Genomic DNA, 22,192 nt, shown 5'->3' on the forward strand with positions numbered 1-22,192 from the left:
TTAATTGTTACTTCCGGGTAAGGAAAAAACTACATAGCCGCCCTGAGTATCGTCCTTTTGGGAGGAACTATTTTCATTACCCCTACCAAAACTAAAAGGGGAGGTTGCTGTTACCACTAAATATTGCTTTCCATTCTCTACATACATCGCAGGAAGGCCTTCCGTGCCTTTAGGAAGATCGGCTCTCCAGAGCTCTTTTCCATTATCAGCATCAAAAGCGCGTATTTTTCCATCTTTACTTGTTGAAAACAATAATCCTGTAGAGGTCACTACCATTCCATTCCTTTGAGCCCTCAGCATTCCAGTATCATTGAAGCCCTTCTTCTTTGCCTCCAAATCTTCCCCTAAGGGACGTTTCCATTTAAGATCTCCTGTGTTCAGATCATAAGCCATGATTTCAGACCACGGCGGATCAATAATGTAAGGAACTCCTAAACCCCAACCATTTAAATAAAGTCGCTTATCCGGTACATCTACCCCTAGGGGATAAGGTGCACCATGGCGTCCGCCAGAATTTTCCAATTTCCGAGTTTCGAGTCCACCTGGAGCACCTCCAGCAGCAACCACCGGACCCAATGGTTTTTCGACTTGTTGATCTACCACCTCTCGCATAATATTAGGTTTTCCTTTTAATTCGGACAAATAATTATATAAGGACTTCATTTCCAAACTATCTAATTGAGAGAATGATGGCATATCTCCGCGGCCAGAAATTAGAATTTGTTCAAAATCTTTAAAATTCAATCTCTCTTTGATGTTTACTAGAGAGGGACCTACTATACCTGAATGATCTTTCCCGTGACAGGCTGCACAATTTTGTAGATAGATCTCTTCAGAACTAGCACTCTGAGTTTGTGCTATTTTATTCCTTTTTTGAATAGTATCTAAGGGAACTAATCTTTCATATAAAGAAGGCCAATTAATCGAAATAACATACAAAATCCCTTTGTCTGGGTTAGCTGCTGTATTTCCCCAATTAACCCCGCCCACTGCACCGGGCATAGCTAAAGTCTCTTTTATATCTGAAGGTGGCATAAATAAGCCGTGTTGTAAACTATCCCATTTATTTTCCCATTCCAGTTTTTCTTCTTTACTTAGAAATACAGGGTTTAAATCACTTTTTTCCATTTCCTGCCGGGAGGCTGGTGGTATAACTGTAGGGAAAGGCTGCGTAGGCCAAGTCTGTTCTCCTGAGACCTCGCTTTGTGGGACCGGACGTTCTTCTATAGGCCACAAAGGCTCTCCTGTTGAACGATCAAAGACATAAACAAATCCATTTTTACTAACTACGGCAACGGCATCTATTTTTTTTCCCTCATGGTCTACTGTTATAAGTTGAGGAGCAGCTGTCAAATCGTAATCCCACAAATCATGGTGAACTGTTTGAAAATGCCAAATTCTTTTACCCGTTCTAATATCTAATGCCAAAATAGAATTTCCAAAGAGGTTACTTCCTACTCTATCTGCTCCATAATAGTCATAAGTGGGAGAACCCAGTGGATAATATGCAATACCTCGTTTTTCATCTACTGAAATTTCACCCCAAGTATTAACCCCTCCGGCATATTTATGAGCATCTTTGGGCCAAGTATCGTACCCATACTCTCCAGGTTGCGGAATAGTATGAAAAGTCCATACTAGTTCTCCTGTAACTACATTAAATGCTCGTAAATAGCCGGGCGATGACATATAGGATTCTCCAGTTCCAGATCCTAGCAGGATCAAGTCTTCAAAAATCTTACCAGGAGTACCTGATTGTGCCCTCGATAAGGTATTAGGATCTCTTCCTAAGCCTTGCCTAAGATCTACTAATCCATTTTTTCCAAAAGAGAGGATTGATTTTCCTGTTCTGGCATCTATTTCCTGTAAATAATTATTGATTTGGAATATTAATCTTTTGTCTTCCCCATCTTTGCTTTCCCAATAATTTATTCCACGACGTGCCATTCCGGACAAACCTGAATGTATCCAAATCTCTTCTCCGGTAGTAGCATTTAAAGCTACCAGGGAATTATCTTTGGCCAAAACATACATGTAGTTATCAACAATGATAGGATTAAATTGATAGATTTTATTGTCCCCTGTAGGATAAAACCAAGCAACTTCCAAATCCTTAACATTGGACCTGGTTATTTGATTAAAATCAACATATTTAGACTGATCAGGTCCTCCTCCATAATCCTTCCAACTTTGATGTTGATCATCTTCATCTTTTTGGTTATAATCTCCATTTTTTTCTTGATTAGATTTAACGCAACTCCAAAATAATAGTAACGCCAATATCCAAATCGCTTTTGGCAAAAAGTAAAAAAAAGAGCTTATTTCTTTTCTTCTTAAGAAGGAGTAAAAAAAATTGTTTTTCATAAATAAGATATTTCTTTCTGTTATTTGTTATTTGTTCAACAAAAAAAAAGAAATTTAAACCCTGTAAGAAATCTAAGTTTTTATAGATAATATTTCCATAATCCTTATTTCAAAAAATTATGGAAATATTCCTATTGTATTAGAAGGATAGAATAAAGGAACCATCCTTCCTGAAAAAGCATATATTCATCCATCCATCATTTCTGATAACATGTTTTTATTAATACCCAGGGTTTTGAGTTAAAGTCCCATCGCTTAGATTGATTTCCGTTTGTGGTATAGGGAATATTTCATTTACACCTTCTCTAAATCCAGCCCCTTTTGATGTATCGTATTCTTCAGCATACGCATGAAGAACTTCTGCTGCACGATCTTGCCGAACTAATTCAAAGAATCGTTCAAATTCTTGACCAAATTCAACTCTTTGCTCATGCCATATAATTTTTCGTAGCTCATCTTTATCTGTAACTGTAATATCGGGCAAAACACTAGCATTCCCATTTCGTGCACGAGCTCTTACAGCATTTAAAGCTTCTAGAGCAGCTTCGGTCTTCCCTATTTCATTCGCGGCTTCAGCATACCATAATAAAACTTTACCCAGTCTCATATAAATATCATCTCTACCTGCTTGAAGCGATCCCCCTATACGTTCATAATCAGGGACATAGTATTTTTTATTCATGTACCCCGTGGTACTATTACCAACATCTGCAATTACTCCTCCGGGCATAACGTCTCCGTTTTTATAGACGGTCTGTTCTAGTCTTGGATCTCCCTCTTCAAATGCATCAACAAAATCTTGAGTGGGTAAATTAAAACCCCATCCATTCATAGCCCTACTCGAAAAAACTGTGTTTAGCTGGTTATTTACAGGTTCTGCTCCCTGGTCATTCAAGAATTGAACTTGGAAAATATGTTCGGGACTATTTTCGCCCTCTCGTAAAAACATGCCCAAATAATCAGGATCTAGACTATAGACATTTGAATCTATTACCTGCCCAAAATATTCTTCAGCTTCTGTGAAATTATCTAAATATAAGTACACTTTACCGAGATAGGCTAGAGCTGCTCCTTTGGTTGCCCTTCCTCTATCATTAGAGGAGTATTCTGTTGCTTCCGGTAAAACTTGACTTGCTTCAACTAAATCTTTAATAATTTGATCATATACCTCTTGTTTGGGTGTTCTGGTCAAGTCATATGATTCCAAGTCAGCTTCTACTACTAAAGGAACATCACCAAAGGTTTTAACCAGATTAAAGTAATACCATGCTCTTAAAAACTTAGCTTCTGCAAGAATTCTATTCTTTAGATCCTCGTCCATGTCAATATCTGAAACATTATCCAGAACTAAATTTGCACGGTGAACACCGATATATTGGTTTTCCCAGGCAAATCGCGTCGCATCGTTATCTGAAGGAATATTAAACAAGGATATTTGTTGCGCATATAGTTGATCAGAACCTGATTCTCCTCCTTTTTCCGTGTCATCTGAAGCAACATTTCCTAAAACCCAATGCATGTAACCTCCATTACCATAATTTCCACAGCACCAATTGTTGCCTGTTAAAGGGTAATATGCCGCTGTTAAAGCTTTTACAGCATCCTCAGCAGTAACATAGGCGTTGCTTGTACTAATAGCTGCTAGCGGTTCTTTATCTAATATATCATCAGAACAACTAGTTATAAAGAAACTTAACAATATGACGATTGTGAATAATTTATTTTTCATGATTAAAATTTTTTATTAATATATCATAATTCATAGCAATGAATTTCTTATAGCTTATAGACTCATTTTAAGTCCCAATGTGTATATACGGGGCACAGGATAGTTAGTTTCATCAATACCTACATATAAAGAATTGCTTCCATTAGTCCCTATTTCGGGATCAAAACCGGAATAACTAGTAAAAGTGAAAGCATTTTGAACTGAACCATATATACTTAACCGTAAATTTTCAAAAACTTCTTCTGGTAATCTGTACGATAATTGAATATTTCTAATTCTTAGGTAGGATCCATCTTCTAAATAATATTCTGAAGATCGAAAATTGTTATTTGGATCATCCGAGTTTAATCTCGGAACATCATTGCTTGTGCCTGGACCAGTCCAACGATTATCAAAAACATTCTGAGTGTAATTAAAGAAATTAGGTCCTTCGGTTCTAAACTTATAAGCTGAAAATATTTCATTTCCTGAAACTCCTTGCAATGCAACACTAAAATCAAAGTTACTATAAGATAAAGATCCATTCATTCCATAAGTAAAAGAAGGCCATGGATCTCCAATGATGGTTTGATCCTCTGCATTTATTATATTATCCCCGTTGATATCTTTAAATCGAATATCTCCCGGAGCGGTTCCATTACTTTGAAATGCATGCATCTCAACTTCTTCTGGAGTCTGAAAGATGCCATCCGTTTGCCAGCCCCAGAAGGAGGCAATAGGACTACCCACTTGAGTGACATTTACCAAACCTACAAAAGAAATAAACTGATACAGGGAGGATCCTGCATTACTTAAACTAGTCACTTCATTACTGTTATGAGCAATATTTCCAGATAAACTATACGCCAAACCACCTTGCGTAGTATTTTCATAGCTTAACATAGCTTCATACCCCTTGTTCACTACACTTCCTCCATTTACATAAGGAGAGTCTTCAATCCCAGCATAACCAGCAATCGGTACTTGAAGTAACATATCTGTAGTTTCTCTATTATACCAATCCAAAGAACCTCTCAATTTTCCTTCGAACCCGCTAAAATCAAGCCCAATGTTTGTTTCCTGTGTCGATTCCCACTTTAAATCGGGATTACCCAAACCAGTAGGTGCCTGACCTCTATAAACTTCTTGTGGATATCCAAATACATAGTTATTATTAGGCTCAACCAAATTGGCGAATGCATAGTTGGGTAAAGAGCCTTGATTTCCTAAGGAACCCCAGCCCCCCCGCAACATTAGATTTGTTATCCATTCCGTGTTTTGAAGAAAATTTTCTTCAGATAATTTCCATCCTAATGAGAAAGAAGGAAAATTTCCCCATTTATTATTAACTCCAAACCTTGAAGATCCATCGGCACGAAAGTTTGCAGTGACAAAATATCTTCTGGCATAATTATAATTCACCCGCCCTAAGTAGGATAAAATTCCATAAGATCCGGCACTACCACCCACACTATTAGATTGTGTGTTTAAATCTAAATACCTCAAATTCTCATTATCGGTCGCGTTTGCAGGTAGTCCAGCACCATATGCTGACACATTCTTGGAGTAAGCTTCTTGCATGGTATATCCTGCTAATGCCTCGAAAGTGTGATCCTCAAAACTTTTATTATAAGTTAATGTATTTGCCCAGCTGTACTCAGTAAAGCGTGAAAAATTCTCAGTTAAATTTGCAACAGCATTAAAAGTTCTTGGGGAAATAGAATATTCTGGATTAAAAATAACGTTTTCGGTAAAACCCAAATTAAAGTTGAACTGAGAGCGAAAAACAAAATCTTGAAGAAATGATATATCCGTATAGACATTTCCGTTAATCACAGTTCTTTTCGTATCATTATTTGAATAGTGAATATTTGCAGCAGGGTTCGTAGAGTTTAGGGAAGTTTCTGAAAAACCCCAAGAACCATCAGGGAACCTGGCTGGAATTTCAGGATTTGCAGTTAAAGTACTCCCTAGGATCGAGCCAAAATTAAACTGAGAGATATTCTCAAAATTTGATAGACTTGCAGATAAATTTTCCCCAATAGTAATTGCTGGAGTAATATCCATAGAGGTATTGACCCTTAAATTAAGTCTATCAAATCCAGAGCCCTTTACAATCCCCTCCTGGTCACTATATCCCGCAGAGAAGAAATAACTACTTGATTCACCTCCACCACTGGTAGAGACTGACAAATTGGTCATGGGGGCCACTTGAAAAACTTCCTCCTGCCAGTCAGTACCTTCTCCCAGAGCAGAAGGATCAGGATAAATAGGATCCTCACCAGCATTAATTAACGCCTCGTTATATAGAGTGGCATATTCCATTGCATTGGTCATGGGGATATGCCTTTGAATTTCTTGCCATCCTTGAGAAAAATTAATATTTAATGTGGGTTTACCTGATTTTCCTTGTTTAGTAGTAATTAAAATCACTCCATTTGCTCCTTGCGCACCATAAATAGCAGCAGCACTAGCACTTTTCAAAACTTGAATGCTTTCTATTTGTTCAGGAATTAAATCTATGGGATTAGCATTAGGATTACCATCTACAACATATAGTGGTTCCGAATTATTGACTGTTCCTGTACCTCTGACCCTAATTAAAAGACCGGAACCAGGTGATCCTGAATTTTGGGAAACTTGAAGTCCCGCTACTTTTCCCTGGAGAGCCTGACCTACCTGTACTACAGGCTCATCTTCAAATTCTTCTGAGCTAACTACTCCAACAGCACCCGTTATATCACTTCTCCTTTGTGTCCCATATCCAACCACTACTACTTCATCCAAAGCCTGAGAGTCATCTTCCATTTGAACATTTATTGTAGTATTATCTCCCACTGTTCTCTCAGCAGTCTCCATACCGATATAACTAAAAACCAAAACTGATTCAGAAGAACTCACTTCAATGCTGTAATTGCCATCAAAATCTGTCATTACCCCATTGTTCGTGCCTTCTTCTTGCACAGTAACACTAGGAAGAGGTGTTCCATTTGAATCTGTAACATTTCCCTCTATATTCATTTGAGGCTTAGTTTTTTCAATCCCAATATTTTTTACCGGTGGATCCACGGTAATCGCAATGTTATTTCCCAAGACCTCAAAACTAAAATGAGTCTTTGTAGAAAGTGTCGTAAGTATTTTCTTCAAATCTTCATCCTGAAAAGAGTACCTACCGTAAAGTTTAGTTTGAATTTGGATTTCACTCCCATAGGCAAATTTAAAATCACTTTGTGTCTCTATTTCTGATATTAGCTCCTTGAGACTGGGATTGTCCAGAACAAATGATATTTGAGCAGAATTACCAATTAACGGAACGCAAAAAAACAATGTAAATAATAGTCTTTTCATATTAAATTATTTAATAAATTGGAAAATTAAAGTAGCCACATCGATTTTTTCATCGATGTTACTTCTTGATTATAAAAAGAGTCTCTATATTATGATGGCGGACTCTTTTTACTTTTTTAAAATCTTTATTTCTTTAGTCTTAGAGTTTATTTCATAGTTAAATTTATTTATAATGGATAAAATATTTAGCACTTGTTTTATGGAATCAGATTTGTTTACCCTAAGAGTTACATGCTTATTTTTCGTATAAATATTTTTTTGGAATTTATAATCAAATCTTTCTTCAAGAAAATCCAGTAAATTCTTAAACTCAACATTATTTACGTCGATAAATTCCACTCCTGGCTGGAAAGACAGATCATTTTCAAATTTCTCTATAAAAATTTTATCCTTTTCATAAACAAATCTTTCACCAGGTATTATTGACCAAGATTCTGCTCTTCCTATTACAGAAACCAGGATCTCCCCACTATAGAGCGCAATTTTAACGTCTTTTAAACCGCGTTCTTGGCTAACATTAAAGGATGTTCCCAAAACAGTAGTAGTGGTAGCACCGGTTTTAACCTTAAAGACCTTTGAATTATCTTTAACCACCTTAAAAAAAGCCTCCCCTATTAAATCTACTCCCCGTAAATTTTTAAAGCTTCCTTTATAATTAATCTCTGAATTAGGCTTTAAAAGCACAAGGCTTCCATCAGGTAAAATAATTTCTTTATCTATATAGGAGTTATTAACTACATGGATATTGGAATTATATATATCCAGAAACAAATATCCAGTAAACAGAAACAGCAGAACAGCAGCCGCCCCGGAAACTTTAAAAAAATGTTTTCTACTATCTTTCCACTTTCTCTTGGAAAAATGTTTTTCGAAGTCCCTCCAGGAAACTTCTACTTGACTCTTAGGGACTTCCTTGTAGTAGGATTTCCAAGATGCTTCTATTTTTTTTGCTATGTCAGATTCGTAATTTTTCACCTTTTAAAGTAAGGGTTTCTTATACTATAACAATTGAGAATTAAAAAGTTCCTAAAATTTTTAAACTAATTTTAAGGTTTACATAATATTTCCTTAATGTAATTATGAGCCAAGTAAATGTGATTTGCTATAGTTTTCTTAGATATACCAAGAGATTTAGAGATTTCATCATAGGTCAGATTTTCTATTTTATGTAGTAAAAAAATATTTTTCCTTTTAGGAGGAAGGTTATCAATAACATCCCTCAACTCTTTTAAATTACAGTTTTCAATCTCCACTTCCTGCATTTCTTCCTCTTCAGAAAGATCAGCCTCTTTAAAATGAGCAGAAGTCTTAGCTTCTCTTTTTAATTGATTAATAATGAGATTTTTACATATGACGAATATTTGTTGATCCAAGGAAACATTATCCTTTAGTTGATTTCGATTATCCCAAAGTTTAAGAAAGGTTTGTTGTACAAAATCATCAGACTCCATAGTAACAGAATCAAATTTTTTCGAAAACCAATAAAGTTTTGAATAATAAAGTTTATACAGCTTTTCAAGAGAATTAATATCTCCCCGTTTGAGAGCCCTCAATAGAAAATGTGTATCTATATTTTTCATAGAAACTTGGAATTTATTATAAAAGTTTGCTAAACTTAGCAAAAAAATATTTAAAATCTAAAAATACAATGGAATAATCATTTTTTATGATTCAAGCTAAAGATTGTTTAATTTAAAATAAATGTTGTTAATCTTATCTAAACAATTAGGAAGAACTCTACAATATATAATGTAAAACTATATACAGTGTCAGTGAATTTGATCGGGTGATGTTACAAACAATAATAGTTATGCAACAGCTTGAACAACAAATGTACTTCAAGATTAGAAGAACAAACATTTTGCAGACCCTTAACTCCATTAAAATATAGTCCTTTATAGCTATTTAGTAGCCCCTTGATAATGGAGTTCGAGTTAATATTACGTTTCTGGCTGATTATGTTTGAGAAGAAAATGCTAATGAAAGATAATAGCTTTGCCTCAATAAAAAGGCAAGATTTAATTTTTGGAGTATTATTATCAATTTCTGACGTGTCGGGTACTGAAATAAGTTGACCGTTTTACGGAGTTTTAAACAACTTAGTATTATGGTAAAAATAGAAGATTTTTCCAAAGAAGCGCACCAGCGAATAAATCGTTATTTTAGTGAGAGCTTCAAACGTAAAAAGGTACGGGAGATAGAAAAGAATCTTTCTACTGTACTTGAAGTGAGTCGTGAGTATGAGGTATCTACGACAGCTATTTATAAATGGCTTGATAAATACTCCAGGAATCGCAAACGTGGTGTTAAACAGGTTGTAGAACTTATGAGCGATACGCGAAAAATACAGGATATAAAAGCCAGGATTCGTGAACTGGAACAAATGCTTGGGCAAAAGCAGTTTGAAATTGAATTTAAGGATAAGATGATCGAGATTGCAGAAGAGATGTATGATATCGATATCAAAAAAAAACTAGGTTCCAAACCCTTACCTGGTTCTGGCTCCACAGGGAAAAACACCGATGGAAAATGAATCAGCTCTATCGTTGGCTGGGCACCACGAAGCAGAATATTCATCAGCGACTCAACAGAGAATTAAAGAGAGCTGAGGAAGCAGAACAACTAAAAGTAGTTCTGCGCCAGGTAAGAGAGGATCATCCAAAAATGGGCTGTAAGGAACTTTACAGGAAGATAAAACCTCAGACCGTGGGGAGAGATAAGTTTTTTGAATTTTACCGTAGTTACGGATTTAAGATAATTCCACAAAAGTGCTTTAGAAGGACCACTGACAGCACGGGAGTTATCCGATTTCCTAACTTAGTTACCGGTCGGGAGTTGACTGGTGTAAACCAGGTTTGGGTGAATGATATAACCTATTATGAGCTAAATAGTAAATTTCACTATCTCACTTTTATCATGGATCAATACTCGAGAAGAATTATTGGTTATAGTGCAAGTAGCACCTTAAGAACAGAAGATACCACTATACCAGCTCTCAAGATGGCATTAACTCGTATCAGAAGTGATCAACAAGTAAAACCGATTATCCACTCCGATGGTGGTGGACAATGCTATAGTAAAGAGTTTTTAAGCCTTATAAAAGGACGTTTAAGAAATAGCATGTGTGAGAACGTATATGAAAACCCACATGCTGAAAGGATAAATGGAATCCATTAAAAACGGTTATATAAAAGGATATACTCCTAACGATTTCATAGATTTATACAAGAAATTAGATAAAGCTCTGTAGGGACTAAACCATCAACTGTGTAAGTAGAAAATAAAGGGTTGACTTACCGCTTATTTTTTAATCTTGCCCGGCGTAAAATCCGGGTGCTAATCTTACACAATAAATGAAAAAAGAAGATCTACTTGATGATGAGTTTCTCAAACAGTTTAAGTCAGGAGAAGGACTCAGCAGTTTCCTAAAACAAATCCAGAAAAGAGGACTTGAAAAAATACTTGAAGGAGAACTGGATGGTCACCTGGATTATCAGAAACATCAGAAATCTGCTTCCGGTAATACCCGAAATGGCTATTCCGAAAAGAAGATCAAGAGCTCCTATGGAGAGGACACCATTAAAGTTCCCAGAGATCGAAATGGTTCTTTTAACCCAATGATAGTCCCTAAGCGTCAGAACATGGTAGACGGTATAGAGAACGTCATTGTCTCCTTGTATGCCAAAGGAATGAGCAACAGCGACATCGAAGAACAAATCTCTGAAGTGTATAACTTTGGTGTCTCCACCACCACTATATCAAGAATAACAGATCGTATTACAAATGATATTGTAGCCTGGCAGAATAGGCCCCTAGAGTCTGTATACCTGATTGTCTGGATGGATGGAATTGTCTTTAAAGTGCGGGAGAATTCCAAGGTGATCAATAAAACTATCTACATTGCCGTAGGTCTTAGAAGAGATGGAATAAAGGAAGTTCTGGGGCTGTGGCTCGGAAAGAACGAATCTGCGGCTTCTTGGATGAGTGTACTGACAGATATTAAAGCTCGTGGCGTGGAGGATATTTTAATTACTGCCACGGATGACCTGAATGGTTTTACCGATACCATCCGGAATGTTTTTCCTCAGTCCAAGACCCAGATCTGCGTAGTTCATCAGATCAGAAATGCCTGCAGATACGTGGTCTGGAAGGACAAGAAGGCTTTTACCAAAGACATGAAGCTTATCTATGATGCACCCACCAAACAGGCTGCTGAGGCTGCTCTGGAGGATTTTGCTCAGAAGTGGAACTCCAAGTATTCTTACGCCATAAAAAGCTGGAGAGACAACTGGGAAGATCTTACCGTCTTCTACGAGTTCCCGCTGGAAATCAGAAAGATAATCTACACCACCAATCTTATAGAAAACCTCAATGGAAAAATCAGAAAGTACACCAAGAATAAATTCTCATTCCCTACAGATGAGGCTGTTACGAAATCAGTATATTTGGCTCTGAGGGAAGCCACTAAAAAGTGGACCAAGCCCATTAGAAATTGGGGCGTGATCCTAAATCAGTTCTTGTTTATTTTTGAAGAAAGGGTCCAACTCTAAATATGTTCAGCACCCTTTATTTGCTACTTACACAAAATACGGGATAGTGTCGCTCTGTATATGTATAGCTATGAAAAAGGCCATAGTTCCATTGATCATTTCACACCGGTAGAATACGAACAGAGATTAAAAAAAGAAGTACTAATTTTAGAATGAATAGTATTAATAAATAACTTTAAAAAATGGTCAACTCTATTCAGTACTCCACAAAGTCAAACCCTACAACAGCCAACATGAAAGTTCATACTGTTTCCAATTTGCTCTTTAAGAAAGTTTCTGACCGCTCGGTGATCTAAATAGGTATCCAATAATAGGTTTTGTTTGTATTTTTTTCTCTTTAGTAAGCAATATTGTGCTTGAGTGGTGCCTTTATGGATATTACGTATTAAACTGGACACCTTATTCCTGAGCAAGGTGGATATTTCATTCGGGGGCAAACTGAACAGTTTTTAATTATGGTTTTAAGGGTTATATTATATGATTTAATCATAGCATAGTATGGCCGATACGCCGATGAGATGAGTTATGATGCGAGAAATATCAGAATAAAAAAATGGATTTTCCAACATCAGGATATCCTAAAGCCTTGGCAAAATCGAAAACCACCGTAGTTAAATACCTCAATATTTTTGGGGCTCCGGCTTTAGCTTAATGAACTCCTATAACTTTTTGAGAATCAGGATACCTTTTCCTCCCTGCGATCAGGATAGCAAACAATCTGAATTTTATGCCTTCTTTCATTATATATAGAAAAGAAGTTAAAACGTGTTGGGGTTACCCGTCATATTTATAAAAAAATACAAACCAAAGTAGCCAGAGGCATTTAGTACAGCCATTTCAGCTACCATTACAGCCGATGGAGCCAGAAACCCGAAGGGTTTATGCCGGCTGTTTATAAAGCAGGAGAAAAGATCTTTGTTGATTACGCAGGGAAGAAACTGCATATTATTGCCCAGAAACCCGTGGAAGTGTTCGCAACAATGTTTGCTACAAGTCAATCACTTATGCAGAAGCCTTTTTCTCCCAAACTATCCCAGATTTTATCAACAGCAATCAGACCTGTCTTTCACTTTTTTGGAGGTGTTCCGGCTTGTTTCATCCCAAAAAACCTTTAATCGGTGGTAACTAAGGCAAATAGATACGAGCCTTTCTTAAGGGAACAATTTGCAGCTTTGCCTCTCATTACAACACTTCGGTAATGACGACCAAATCATAAAACCGAAAGATAAATCAGTGGTTGAAGGCGCTGTAAACATCACCTACACCCGTAGTTATGCGGCTCTTCGTAACAGAAAATTTTACAGCCTCAATGAATACCGCTATGAGGGAGTTGTTGATCCCCTATAACAATGCTCCCTTTCAAAAGAAAAAAGGATAGTCACACGGAGCTGTATCTGGAAATAGAAAAGCCCGAGCTGAAGCCTCTTCCAATAGAGCGGTATGAGCTAAAGGAATATAAAAGGGACAACGGCACTTTTTTAGAAATAAAGTAAAGCTGATCCTGACTCAGAACCCGGTTGATGTTTACCCTGCTCAAACCCGATTGGCCCTGCACCAGCGCAAGAGAAAACCTTATGCCTATATAACCGTAAAAGAACACATGCCGGTAAAACATACCATAACAGCGACTGGAGCCATGATTACTTTATTAATTGGGCCAGGAGCATCGGTTCTTCGGTAGAGCAATGCATTAAAATAATACTTAATAGAAAACAATATCCTGAACAGAACTACAAGAGCTGCGTGGGCATATTAATCCTGACAGCAAAAATGGATATTCCGGATTAAGCTGCCCCCCCTGAAAACTACTTTTTAGTTACCTGTCGTTCCGGCAGATACTGACTCCCTTATAAATTAAAAAATGGCTGTCCGGTAAAATTATTCTGGAGCATACTGACCCCTCTGTGAATTTATTCCGGAGCATGTTGACCCCCCGTTTTTCGAATTGGTTTTTGGTTTATTTGATGAATACCATCAAAAGATAAGTAATGGCCGGAAAACCAAAACGAATGAGTCAAGTAAAACAAATACTCCGTATGCACCAGCAGGGCAAGGGAATAAAAACTATTGCCAAAACCTTGTCCATCAGTAAGAATACCGTTAGAGGATATGTTCGTAAAGTTAAAACAGACACTCTTCCAGTTGAAGCTTTATTGGCCTTGGAAGACCCTGTACTTGAGGGGAAGTTATGGCCCGGAAACCCCGCTTAAAAAGATGAGCGGTATGAACAGCTTAAAACTTAGCTTGAATACTACAGCAAAGAACTTAAAAAAGTAGGTGTTACCCGGCAACTACTTTGGGAAGATATGCTTCTGGGATCGCCCGGAGCCAAGATTTGACTTGCATAATTATAATTCCAAATCTTTGAAGTTTTTGCCTTATGAACTCAGTTTTGTTCGATATGATATATTTTTAAGGGATAGTAACCGCGCCTTTTATCAGTTTCCCCTTTAGCACCGGCACCATTGTGTAATTCGAAAATAAGGTTCAATGATTTCGAGGAGTAATCATCAATAGACTTGTCACTAGCTCTTTTAATTTGATATTTATTGAGTTCAATTGCTATGACCGCTTTTTTCTTCAGAATCATGGCTGCTTACCTCCCCTCTTCCTTTTCTCCAACGGTAAATTCATCAACGCGCACAATTCCCAAGAGTGGGTATTGCCGGCTGTTTTGCATGGAGGTCCTTACCTTCTGCATAAAATATTAAGCCGTTTTCAGCGGTTATTAAATGTTTCCCCATTTGGATGCCCGATATACTCATACTGCTGGCGGACAATTCAAAAACAATACAAAAGGATGTCTAGGTCAAATTTAATCTAATGGAACAAGGTATTGGTTATTGAACTTTTAACATTTTGGCAATCATAGTATTAGTACATATAACCTGCTTTTCATATCCTTTTTACAAACTATTTCAAAGGCTTTAGCCGCTCCGGTTACAGCCATATAAACTTGCTTTGAATTCGCTTCAGTAAAGACATCTCCTTTTTCTCCCTCAGCTGGATTCTGCGCATGGAACTTTTCGCCGTCGCCTGTACCACGTTCCATTTATATATTTTTTTAAATTTCCATTGCCATAGTTTTCTTTTGACATGAGTTGATTTTAAGTCCTAATTCTCTCCTAAAATCCTGTTGTACCTTTTTATACATTCTAATCGGCTCTTCTTATTTATTAAAAGTGAATGAGATAGAAAATCTACACTCCAACGAACATGATATTAAAAAGTAGCAGAATTGAAATAGTTTAGTATTTCCTATTTATTTCGGTTGGAGTTATACTCAGAGCATTCTAGCTTTCTGATAATGAGCTAACATAATAAACCTGGGGTTCTACATGCAATGGATTCGACTTTTAATCTTGCCCACAGATTAACATATCTCATATGTTGGTTCTTGGCTGGTGCACATATTTTTTTAATTAAATTATAATCGATTCATATTTTTCTTGAAAAAAATTTTTATTTGTCAATGTTAAAAATTTTTACATATATTGCATTTAAATTAACAAAAAGAGACGAGTTTTTTAACGTTTTTCTTAATGATGCTGATGAAATATTGCTGTTTTCAAATTATTCGTTGTTGTAGTTCCGAAAGTCCAACGGTTCATAAATTGACAGTGCAAATCAGAAAAGCGTAAAGGAGTGTTAATTAAAACTTGGTACTTACGAAAAAGCACTTTCGTTAAATTCTGAAATCAAAAATAAAAATAAACAGATGAAGCAAAAGCTTATTTTAGTAAAAGCAGTACTGTTTTTTTGCACATTTATTCTTCTAAACTCTTGCGCTTCCGCCCAGGACACTACTATTCAAAAAGGTAAAATTGTTGATGCTTTACAGCAATTTGACCAAGCAATGATCGAAGGCAATTCAAAAGTTTTGGATTCGATAACTTCTCAAAACCTTACCTATGGACACTCCAGTGGAAGTATTCAGAATAAAGAGCAATTCTTAGAAGATGCGTTAAACGGTCCCTTCCGTTTTTTATCTATTAATAATGAAAAACAAAAAATAACTTTTTCCGGAGACGTTGCTGTGGTAAGACATATTCTTACTGGCGAAGGAACTAACGCTGGTAATCCTGCAACCGTCAGGATAGGTGTTGTTATGGTTTTTCAAAAGAATAAAGAAAATGAAATTGTGCTGTTGACCAGACAGGCATATAAACTATAACTAATACTTTAATTAATTTAAGAACTCATTCAATTAAAATTATGTTAAAAACAAAATTCTTTTTTGCAGTTGTTCTTCTTGGTCTGAGTGCGCAATTGTATTCGCAACAGATTTCCAAGGATGAGCTTATTTTATTAACCCCCGAATGGAAGGGAGAAAGATTTAATGATGGAAGGCCTAAGGTATCTGATGATATTTTAGAACGCATGAAATCAGTAAGCCTTGAGGAAGCATGGGCCGTTATGAAGAACGAAGGTTATCGCTATCAAATTGCTGAAGACTGGAAATTGATTAACCCCGATAGTGTTCTGGTAGGCAGGGCTCTTACCACAACATTTATGCCTGGTCGCCCAGATGTTTGGAAGGCTATTGACGAAAGAGGAAAGGCGCAGGGCAAAAGAGGACAAAACACATGGCCGGTAGATTTGTTGGTAAAAGGTGATGTGTACGTGGCAAACCAGTTCGGAGCTGATCGAAATGGACCGACTATTGGAGACAATGTAGGAAATGCAATTTATTCAAAGTCGGGAAATGGAATTGTCTATGATGGAGCTTTGAGGGATGTAGAAGGCCTTATGGAAATAGAAGGCTTTACTTCTTTCTACACGAGTTATGACGCTTCTCACCACAATCCTCCTGGTGATATAAATACTATGATTGTAGGTATAAATCAACCTACCCGAATTAGAACAGTTACCGTTATGCCTGGGGATGTAATTTTAGGTAAAATGGGGGTAGTCGCTTTTATTCCACCACATTTAGCAGAACGTGTAGTGACCACATCTGAAGTTGTACGTTTACGAGATATGTTTGGGCATAAACGTATAAGAGAAGGAAAGTACACGGCAGGTCAAATAGATACACGCTGGTCTGATGAAATTGAAAAAGATTTTAGTCAATGGCTTAACAAAAACGTAGATGACCTTCCTGTCCCAAAAGAACAGATCCAAGAAATATTAAAAGAAAGAACCTGGTAAGAACTAAACTACTATATCATAATGAAAAATTCAAGAAGATCTTTTTTAACAAAATCTTTAGTGGCAGGTGCCGGCTTGGGATTGGCACCATCGGTTTTCGGAACCGAATATCAAATTGCCATAGATAAAAATCCTAAATTATCTGCACCATCCGATTTAAAAATTACAGAAGTCAAATGTGGTTTTATTCGGGGTGGAAGCGGATTGTTTGTAAAACTAGACACCAATCAAGGAATTACTGGATGGGGTGAAGGGGTAGATGCCACTGTAGGCACCTATCATGTTGTAAAATCCATGGGAAGAAGATTGATTGGTCAGAGTCCATTTCAAATACATAAAATTTTTGAAGATATTCGTAGAGGCGGTCATTTTGGTGGAGGGCAATCTGGTATGTATGTAGCTGTACTTTCGGCTATTGAGACGGCTTTATGGGATTTGTCAGGAAAGGCACTTGATTTACCTGTATATCAATTATTGGGTGGTAAATTCCGCGATAAAGTAAGAGTTTATTGTGATACTGCCTTGTATCGTGTTCGATTTCCTTCACCAGAAGATATGGCTACCGCAGCAGTTGATGCCGTCCAGGACTGGGGTTATAATGCTTTAAAATTCGATATTGATTATGTAAATGATCCTGACAAATATGACCGTTATAATTGGACCGCCAGTCCTGGTGAAATACAAAGAATGTACGATCAACTTGCTGCCGTAAGGGAAGCTGTTGGTCCAAAAATAGATCTTTGTGTTGATATGCACGGCCGTTACGACCGCGTAACGGCTCAGACGATTGCTGCGAAAGTAGAGGACCTTAACTTAACATGGTTAGAGGAGCCCATCCCGGCAGAAAACTTTGATGCATTTAAAAATCTTTCAGATGAAACCAGTACACCAATTTCGGCGGGTGAAAATGTTTATCTCGTTCACGGATTTAAACAATTGTTAGATAATGGTGTGGACATCATTATGCCAGATTTACAAAAATGTGGCGGACTTGGAGAAGGACAACGAATAGCGAATCTTGCTAACGCATATTACGCGCCCTTCTCACCTCACATGGTGGCTTCTTTATTGGGAGGTATGGCATGTGCGCATGTGTGTGCCTCTGTTCCTAACTTTCATTTAATGGAATGGCAGTCATATTTCCATACTGATCCAATGTTTAAAGAAATAGTTCATTATGATCATGATGAAGACGAATTGATAAATAACGGTTTTCTCATAGTTTCTGAAAAACCCGGCATTGGAGTGGATATAAATGAAGAAGCTATGAGGAAATATGCACCTGAAGGTGTTCCATTTTTTGAATAAATAGTTAAAAACTTATTTGTGAAATCACTATATAAATTTGCTTTATGGGCCGGAGGAATACTGGCCCTTTTTTCAGTTTACTTTTATTTTAAGGGGCAATATTCTATTTTTGGTCCTTTAATGGTTTTCTTTTTTTTAGCTCTTTCAGTGGGTTTTCGCGGCTATAAAAGGTTAAAAGGTTTTTCATTCGCAATGCTTATTTTTGCAATGGTTGCTTTTGCTATGACCTACCCTGGCCTGTTAACCCGTTGGGGAGAATTTGAAGTAAAGTCTCTAATTGTTCCGCTACTACAGATTATTATGTTCGGTATGGGGACCACCATGAGTCTTGCAGATTTTGGCGAAGTTATTAAGAATCCAAAAGCTGTTTTTATTGGTCTCGCCTGTCAATTTACCATCATGCCACTGGTAGGTGTCGCTTTAGTTTTCTTTTTTAGTTTTCCCCCAGAAATAGCCGCAGGGGTCATTTTAATTGGTTCTTCACCAAGTGGATTGGCATCAAACGTAATGTGCTATATCGGTAATGCCAATTTGGCTTTATCTATTACTCTAACTACGGTAGCTACACTTTTAGCGCCATTTGTCACCCCTCTTCTCATGAAAACCTTTGGCGGTCAGTTAATACCTATTGATCTTTGGGAAATGATGTGGAGTATAGTTAAAATCACCATTTTGCCCATTGCAGCTGGGCTAATATTCAATAAACTTTTCCATGGGAAAACCGCATGGTTGGACAAGGTAATGCCTTTAATATCAATGGGAGGAATAGCACTAATTATAGCTGTAATAGTTGCCGCGGGACGAGACAACCTTTTAACTATGGGAGCTCTACTAATTCTGGTGGGATTCATGCACAATATGGCAGGTTACTTCTTTGGATACTGGGGGTGTAAAATATTTAGAATTGAAGAGCGATCTTGCAGGACTATTGCCTTTGAGGTGGGTATGCAGAATGCAGGTTTAGCTTCGGGATTAGCAAATGAAATGGGTAAGGTGGCAACGGTGGGATTGGCGCCTGCTGTGTTTGGTCCAATTATGAACATTACCGGTTCCATACTTGCATCTTTTTGGCATAAAAGATCTCCGAAGGATGAAAAAAAGCCTACATATGAAGTAATGAAGGAAGCGTGATTAATTATTTTACAGAACTTTTATTTTAAAATTGAGAAGGTATGGTATTATTGCTTAAAATTAACATCCTGGACATCAAATTTATCCAGCCTTATAACGCTTAAGAAGCCCTTGTGAATTATCTATCATCAGTATGAAATTTGTTTTTTAAAAAATTTATAAAAACCTGCTTCTTCATTATAAATAATTTATTGAAATAAAAATTTTAATAAAACAGGTTTCATTTTTTCACTTTATGTCTAAAACTAAACTACTACCGCTTTTTTCCAATATCTTCTTAGTCGTACTGTCAATACTGATTTTTTTATAATCGGATGCCAGAGAGAAAGCAAAAATGAAGTCATTCACACCTCTTGGGAACACTATGCCGGTAGTCCAGATCAATCAAAGTTTTTTCATACACCTGGTATCACAAAGTCTAACGTGGATGAAATCGAGATTTTATGGATGTATCCAACGGGAGACGAAAGATCCTACTTTTTTAATCCTTTAATCGTGGACAGCACCATGTATGTGATGGGGAAAAATAATTCCCTGATCGCCCTAAATGTTAAAACAGGAAAAGAGATATGGATACACACCAACCTAAAAGGAATTACTAGAAGGGGAATTAATTATTGGGAAAGTTCCGAATAAAAGGATCAAAGGCTGCTATTTACACTGAACAATACGTTACAGGCCATTGATGTCAAAACAGGAAAGTCCATAGCAGATTTTGGCGCTAACGGATATACAGACTTACAAGAAGGGCTTGATCGCGATCCCACCTCCATGAGAACTATACAATCCATGATGCCCGGAGTTATATATAATGATCTGCTAATCATTGGATCAGCTCCTGGAGAAGGTTATTTTTCACCGCCAGGACATGTTCGAGCTTATAATGTAGTAACCGGTAAATTGGAATGGACCTTTCATACCATACCCCATCCAGGGGAATATGGATATGATACCTGGCCCAAGGATGCATACAAATATGTGGGAGGGACAAACGTATGGAGCGAAATATCTGTGGACGAAGAACGCGGAATTGCCTATTTGCCGATAGGCTCGCCCACCTACGATTTTTATGGAGCAGATAGGTTAGGCAGCAATCTTTTTGCCAATTCTCTCGTAGCCGTAGATGCCAGAACTGGGGAAAGACTGTGGCATTATTAAACGGTACATCATGATTTTTGGGATTACGACCTCTCACCAGCACCACAATTATTAACTGTAACTAAAGATGGGGAAAAAGTAGATGCTGTGGCCATTGCTACAAAGCATGGATTCGTTTTTGTATTTGATAGGGTTACTGGTGAACCTCTTTTTCCAATCGAGGAAAAACCCTTCCCCAAAAGCGAAATGCCAGGAGAGAAATCCTGGCCAACACAACCTATAACTTCTCTTCCAAGTTTCACCAGACATGAGGTGACACCGGAAAACCTTAATCCATATTTCTTCGCTTAGAGAAGATTGGCTTAAAAGATTGGACACCACCACGACTGGTTTATTCAAGCCCCCATCAGATAAATACGAAGCCATCATGATGCCCGGTGCTTTAGGAGGGGCAAATTATGGTAATACCACAGCGAATCTTAATAATGGCATGATGTATATTATGACCCAGGAATATGCATCAATCTATCACCTGAAAAAAGTAGAAAAACCAAAAAATGAACTGTCTAAAAAAGATGTGGACAAAGTGAAATACTCCTGTATTTCATGTCATGGTCCCAATATGGAGGGAGGAGTAGGGCCTTCGCTGTTAAACTTAGACAATGCTATCTTCTATGATGAATTTGAGAATATAGTGATTAACGGTAAAGGTGTAATGCCTGGTGAAGTGCACATAGATGAAATCACCCTGAAGGCGTTGTTCCAATATCTTGGAGGTAATCCGGATCGTCGAAGGTTTAGACGTGGAGAAGATAAAGAAGAATCTATCGAAGGACCGGTGTGGCATCTGGAGGAGTTTACATACAGAAAGACGAACAAAGGGGAGCACCAATGGAGGCGTATCCTGAGGGTGTAGAACATCCCGAAGACAGGTTTTCTACGGATTATGGTTTGGAGTGGCCGGGTTTAATAAATCCTCCGTGGTTTTCTATTCTGGCTTACGATCTTAATGAGGGCACAATAAAATGGAGGCGTCCGATAGGAATTAATTCATTATATGTTCAGGGGGATAAAACAAAAGGAGCACCAAACGGCAGCCATAGAAAAGGTATTATAACTACTTCCACCGGGATTGTATTTGCTACCGCAAATGGCGGAATGGTATATGCTTTTGATGCCGAAGATGGGAGTGTACTCTGGGAAACCACGTTAAGCAATGAGACGAATGCTCAACCAAGTATGTTTTCCATTGATGGGAAGGAATATCTCGTAATCAATGCCACATCCAATTTTAGAAGTGACAGTTATGACCATTCAAAAAAACCGGGAGCATTACCCAAAGGATATGTAATTTACAGCATTCCGGATAATAAATAACGAAATATACTGGTAAGAGGTTTTTAAACTAAGGTTGAAAAACATTGACAAGAGGTGATATTCTTATAAAAAGTTTTAATTCGTTTAAAATATCAAATATTAAAATTAATATAAAAATTTTAGTATATTGTTTAAAATTTAACGTAAAATTTTATAA

At 37.2% G+C, this 22,192-nt stretch carries 16 protein-coding genes and 2 pseudogenes; 11 read left to right on the top strand and 7 right to left on the bottom strand.

Annotation, left to right across the window (positions count from 1 at the left end; genetic code table 11):
• From RM541_RS01350 to RM541_RS01370, 5 genes are all read right to left on the bottom strand, one after another.
• Window positions 1-2,280 carry an outer membrane protein assembly factor BamB family protein gene (locus RM541_RS01350; protein ID WP_311498432.1) on the bottom strand — a complete coding sequence of 760 codons (2,280 nt, stop codon included), beginning with the start codon at window positions 2,278-2,280 and terminating at the stop codon, window positions 1-3.
• 304 nt (window positions 2,281-2,584) lie between these two features.
• Window positions 2,585-4,093 (bottom strand): RagB/SusD family nutrient uptake outer membrane protein, encoded by a 1,509-nt coding sequence (locus RM541_RS01355; RefSeq protein WP_311498433.1) that lies wholly within the window; start codon window positions 4,091-4,093, stop codon window positions 2,585-2,587.
• A 54-nt stretch (window positions 4,094-4,147) separates the two neighbouring features.
• Window positions 4,148-7,420: a SusC/RagA family TonB-linked outer membrane protein gene (locus tag RM541_RS01360; protein ID WP_311498434.1), complete on the bottom strand. Its 3,273-nt coding sequence runs from the start codon at window positions 7,418-7,420 to the stop codon at window positions 4,148-4,150.
• Between the two features lie 108 nt (window positions 7,421-7,528).
• On the bottom strand, window positions 7,529-8,395 hold the full coding sequence (locus RM541_RS01365) for a FecR family protein (RefSeq protein ID WP_311498435.1): 867 nt from the start codon (window positions 8,393-8,395) through the stop codon (window positions 7,529-7,531).
• Window positions 8,396-8,466: 71 nt separating this feature from the next.
• Window positions 8,467-9,000, bottom strand: a complete 534-nt coding sequence (locus RM541_RS01370) for an RNA polymerase sigma factor (RefSeq protein WP_311498436.1) — start codon at window positions 8,998-9,000, stop codon at window positions 8,467-8,469.
• 527 nt (window positions 9,001-9,527) lie between these two features.
• On the opposite strand from RM541_RS01370, the gene RM541_RS01375 reads away from it, so the two are divergent.
• From RM541_RS01375 to RM541_RS01390, 4 genes are all read left to right on the top strand, one after another.
• Entirely contained in the window at window positions 9,528-9,953 is a 426-nt protein-coding gene (locus RM541_RS01375; RefSeq protein WP_311498437.1) for a transposase, read from the top strand.
• Window positions 9,950-10,597 (top strand): DDE-type integrase/transposase/recombinase, encoded by a 648-nt coding sequence (locus RM541_RS01380; protein ID WP_311498438.1) that lies wholly within the window; start codon window positions 9,950-9,952, stop codon window positions 10,595-10,597. The genes RM541_RS01375 and RM541_RS01380 overlap by 4 nt, the downstream gene beginning before the upstream one ends.
• 176 nt (window positions 10,598-10,773) lie before the next feature.
• Window positions 10,774-11,970: an IS256 family transposase gene (locus tag RM541_RS01385; RefSeq protein WP_311498439.1), complete on the top strand. Its 1,197-nt coding sequence runs from the start codon at window positions 10,774-10,776 to the stop codon at window positions 11,968-11,970.
• Between the two features lie 2,009 nt (window positions 11,971-13,979).
• Window positions 13,980-14,180 carry a LuxR C-terminal-related transcriptional regulator gene (locus RM541_RS01390; RefSeq protein WP_311498440.1) on the top strand — a complete coding sequence of 67 codons (201 nt, stop codon included), beginning with the start codon at window positions 13,980-13,982 and terminating at the stop codon, window positions 14,178-14,180.
• Window positions 14,181-14,283: 103 nt separating this feature from the next.
• Here RM541_RS01390 and RM541_RS01395 read toward each other — a convergent pair.
• Window positions 14,284-14,865, bottom strand: a pseudogene (locus RM541_RS01395) (IS1595 family transposase); the annotation flags it as partial.
• Window positions 14,837-15,022, bottom strand: coding sequence for a hypothetical protein (locus RM541_RS01400; RefSeq protein WP_311498656.1), 186 nt, complete (start codon window positions 15,020-15,022; stop codon window positions 14,837-14,839). The pseudogene RM541_RS01395 and the gene RM541_RS01400, both read right to left, overlap by 29 nt.
• Before the next feature lie 666 nt (window positions 15,023-15,688).
• On the opposite strand from RM541_RS01400, the gene RM541_RS01405 reads away from it, so the two are divergent.
• The 7 genes and pseudogenes from RM541_RS01405 to RM541_RS01440 all read left to right on the top strand — a co-directional run bounded on the left by RM541_RS01405 (window position 15,689) and on the right by RM541_RS01440 (window position 22,035).
• Window positions 15,689-16,144, top strand: coding sequence for a nuclear transport factor 2 family protein (locus RM541_RS01405; RefSeq protein ID WP_311498441.1), 456 nt, complete (start codon window positions 15,689-15,691; stop codon window positions 16,142-16,144).
• 41 nt (window positions 16,145-16,185) lie between these two features.
• Entirely contained in the window at window positions 16,186-17,121 is a 936-nt protein-coding gene (locus RM541_RS01410; RefSeq protein ID WP_311498442.1) for an RraA family protein, read from the top strand.
• A gap of 21 nt (window positions 17,122-17,142) precedes the next feature.
• Window positions 17,143-18,429, top strand: coding sequence for a mandelate racemase/muconate lactonizing enzyme family protein (locus tag RM541_RS01415; RefSeq protein ID WP_311498443.1), 1,287 nt, complete (start codon window positions 17,143-17,145; stop codon window positions 18,427-18,429).
• A gap of 18 nt (window positions 18,430-18,447) precedes the next feature.
• Window positions 18,448-19,560 (top strand): bile acid:sodium symporter family protein, encoded by a 1,113-nt coding sequence (locus RM541_RS01420; protein ID WP_311498444.1) that lies wholly within the window; start codon window positions 18,448-18,450, stop codon window positions 19,558-19,560.
• Between the two features lie 342 nt (window positions 19,561-19,902).
• Window positions 19,903-21,009, top strand: a pseudogene (locus RM541_RS17545) (PQQ-binding-like beta-propeller repeat protein).
• Between the two features lie 19 nt (window positions 21,010-21,028).
• Window positions 21,029-21,574 (top strand): c-type cytochrome, encoded by a 546-nt coding sequence (locus RM541_RS01435; RefSeq protein ID WP_311498447.1) that lies wholly within the window; start codon window positions 21,029-21,031, stop codon window positions 21,572-21,574.
• A complete protein-coding gene (locus tag RM541_RS01440) occupies window positions 21,550-22,035 on the top strand; it encodes an outer membrane protein assembly factor BamB family protein (RefSeq protein ID WP_311498448.1) in 486 nt (161 codons plus the stop codon). The genes RM541_RS01435 and RM541_RS01440 overlap by 25 nt, the downstream gene beginning before the upstream one ends.
• Window positions 22,036-22,192 lie beyond the last annotated feature (157 nt).

Origin of the sequence: Autumnicola psychrophila (assembly GCF_031846645.1) — a bacterium.
GTDB lineage: Bacteria > Bacteroidota > Bacteroidia > Flavobacteriales > Flavobacteriaceae > Autumnicola > Autumnicola psychrophila.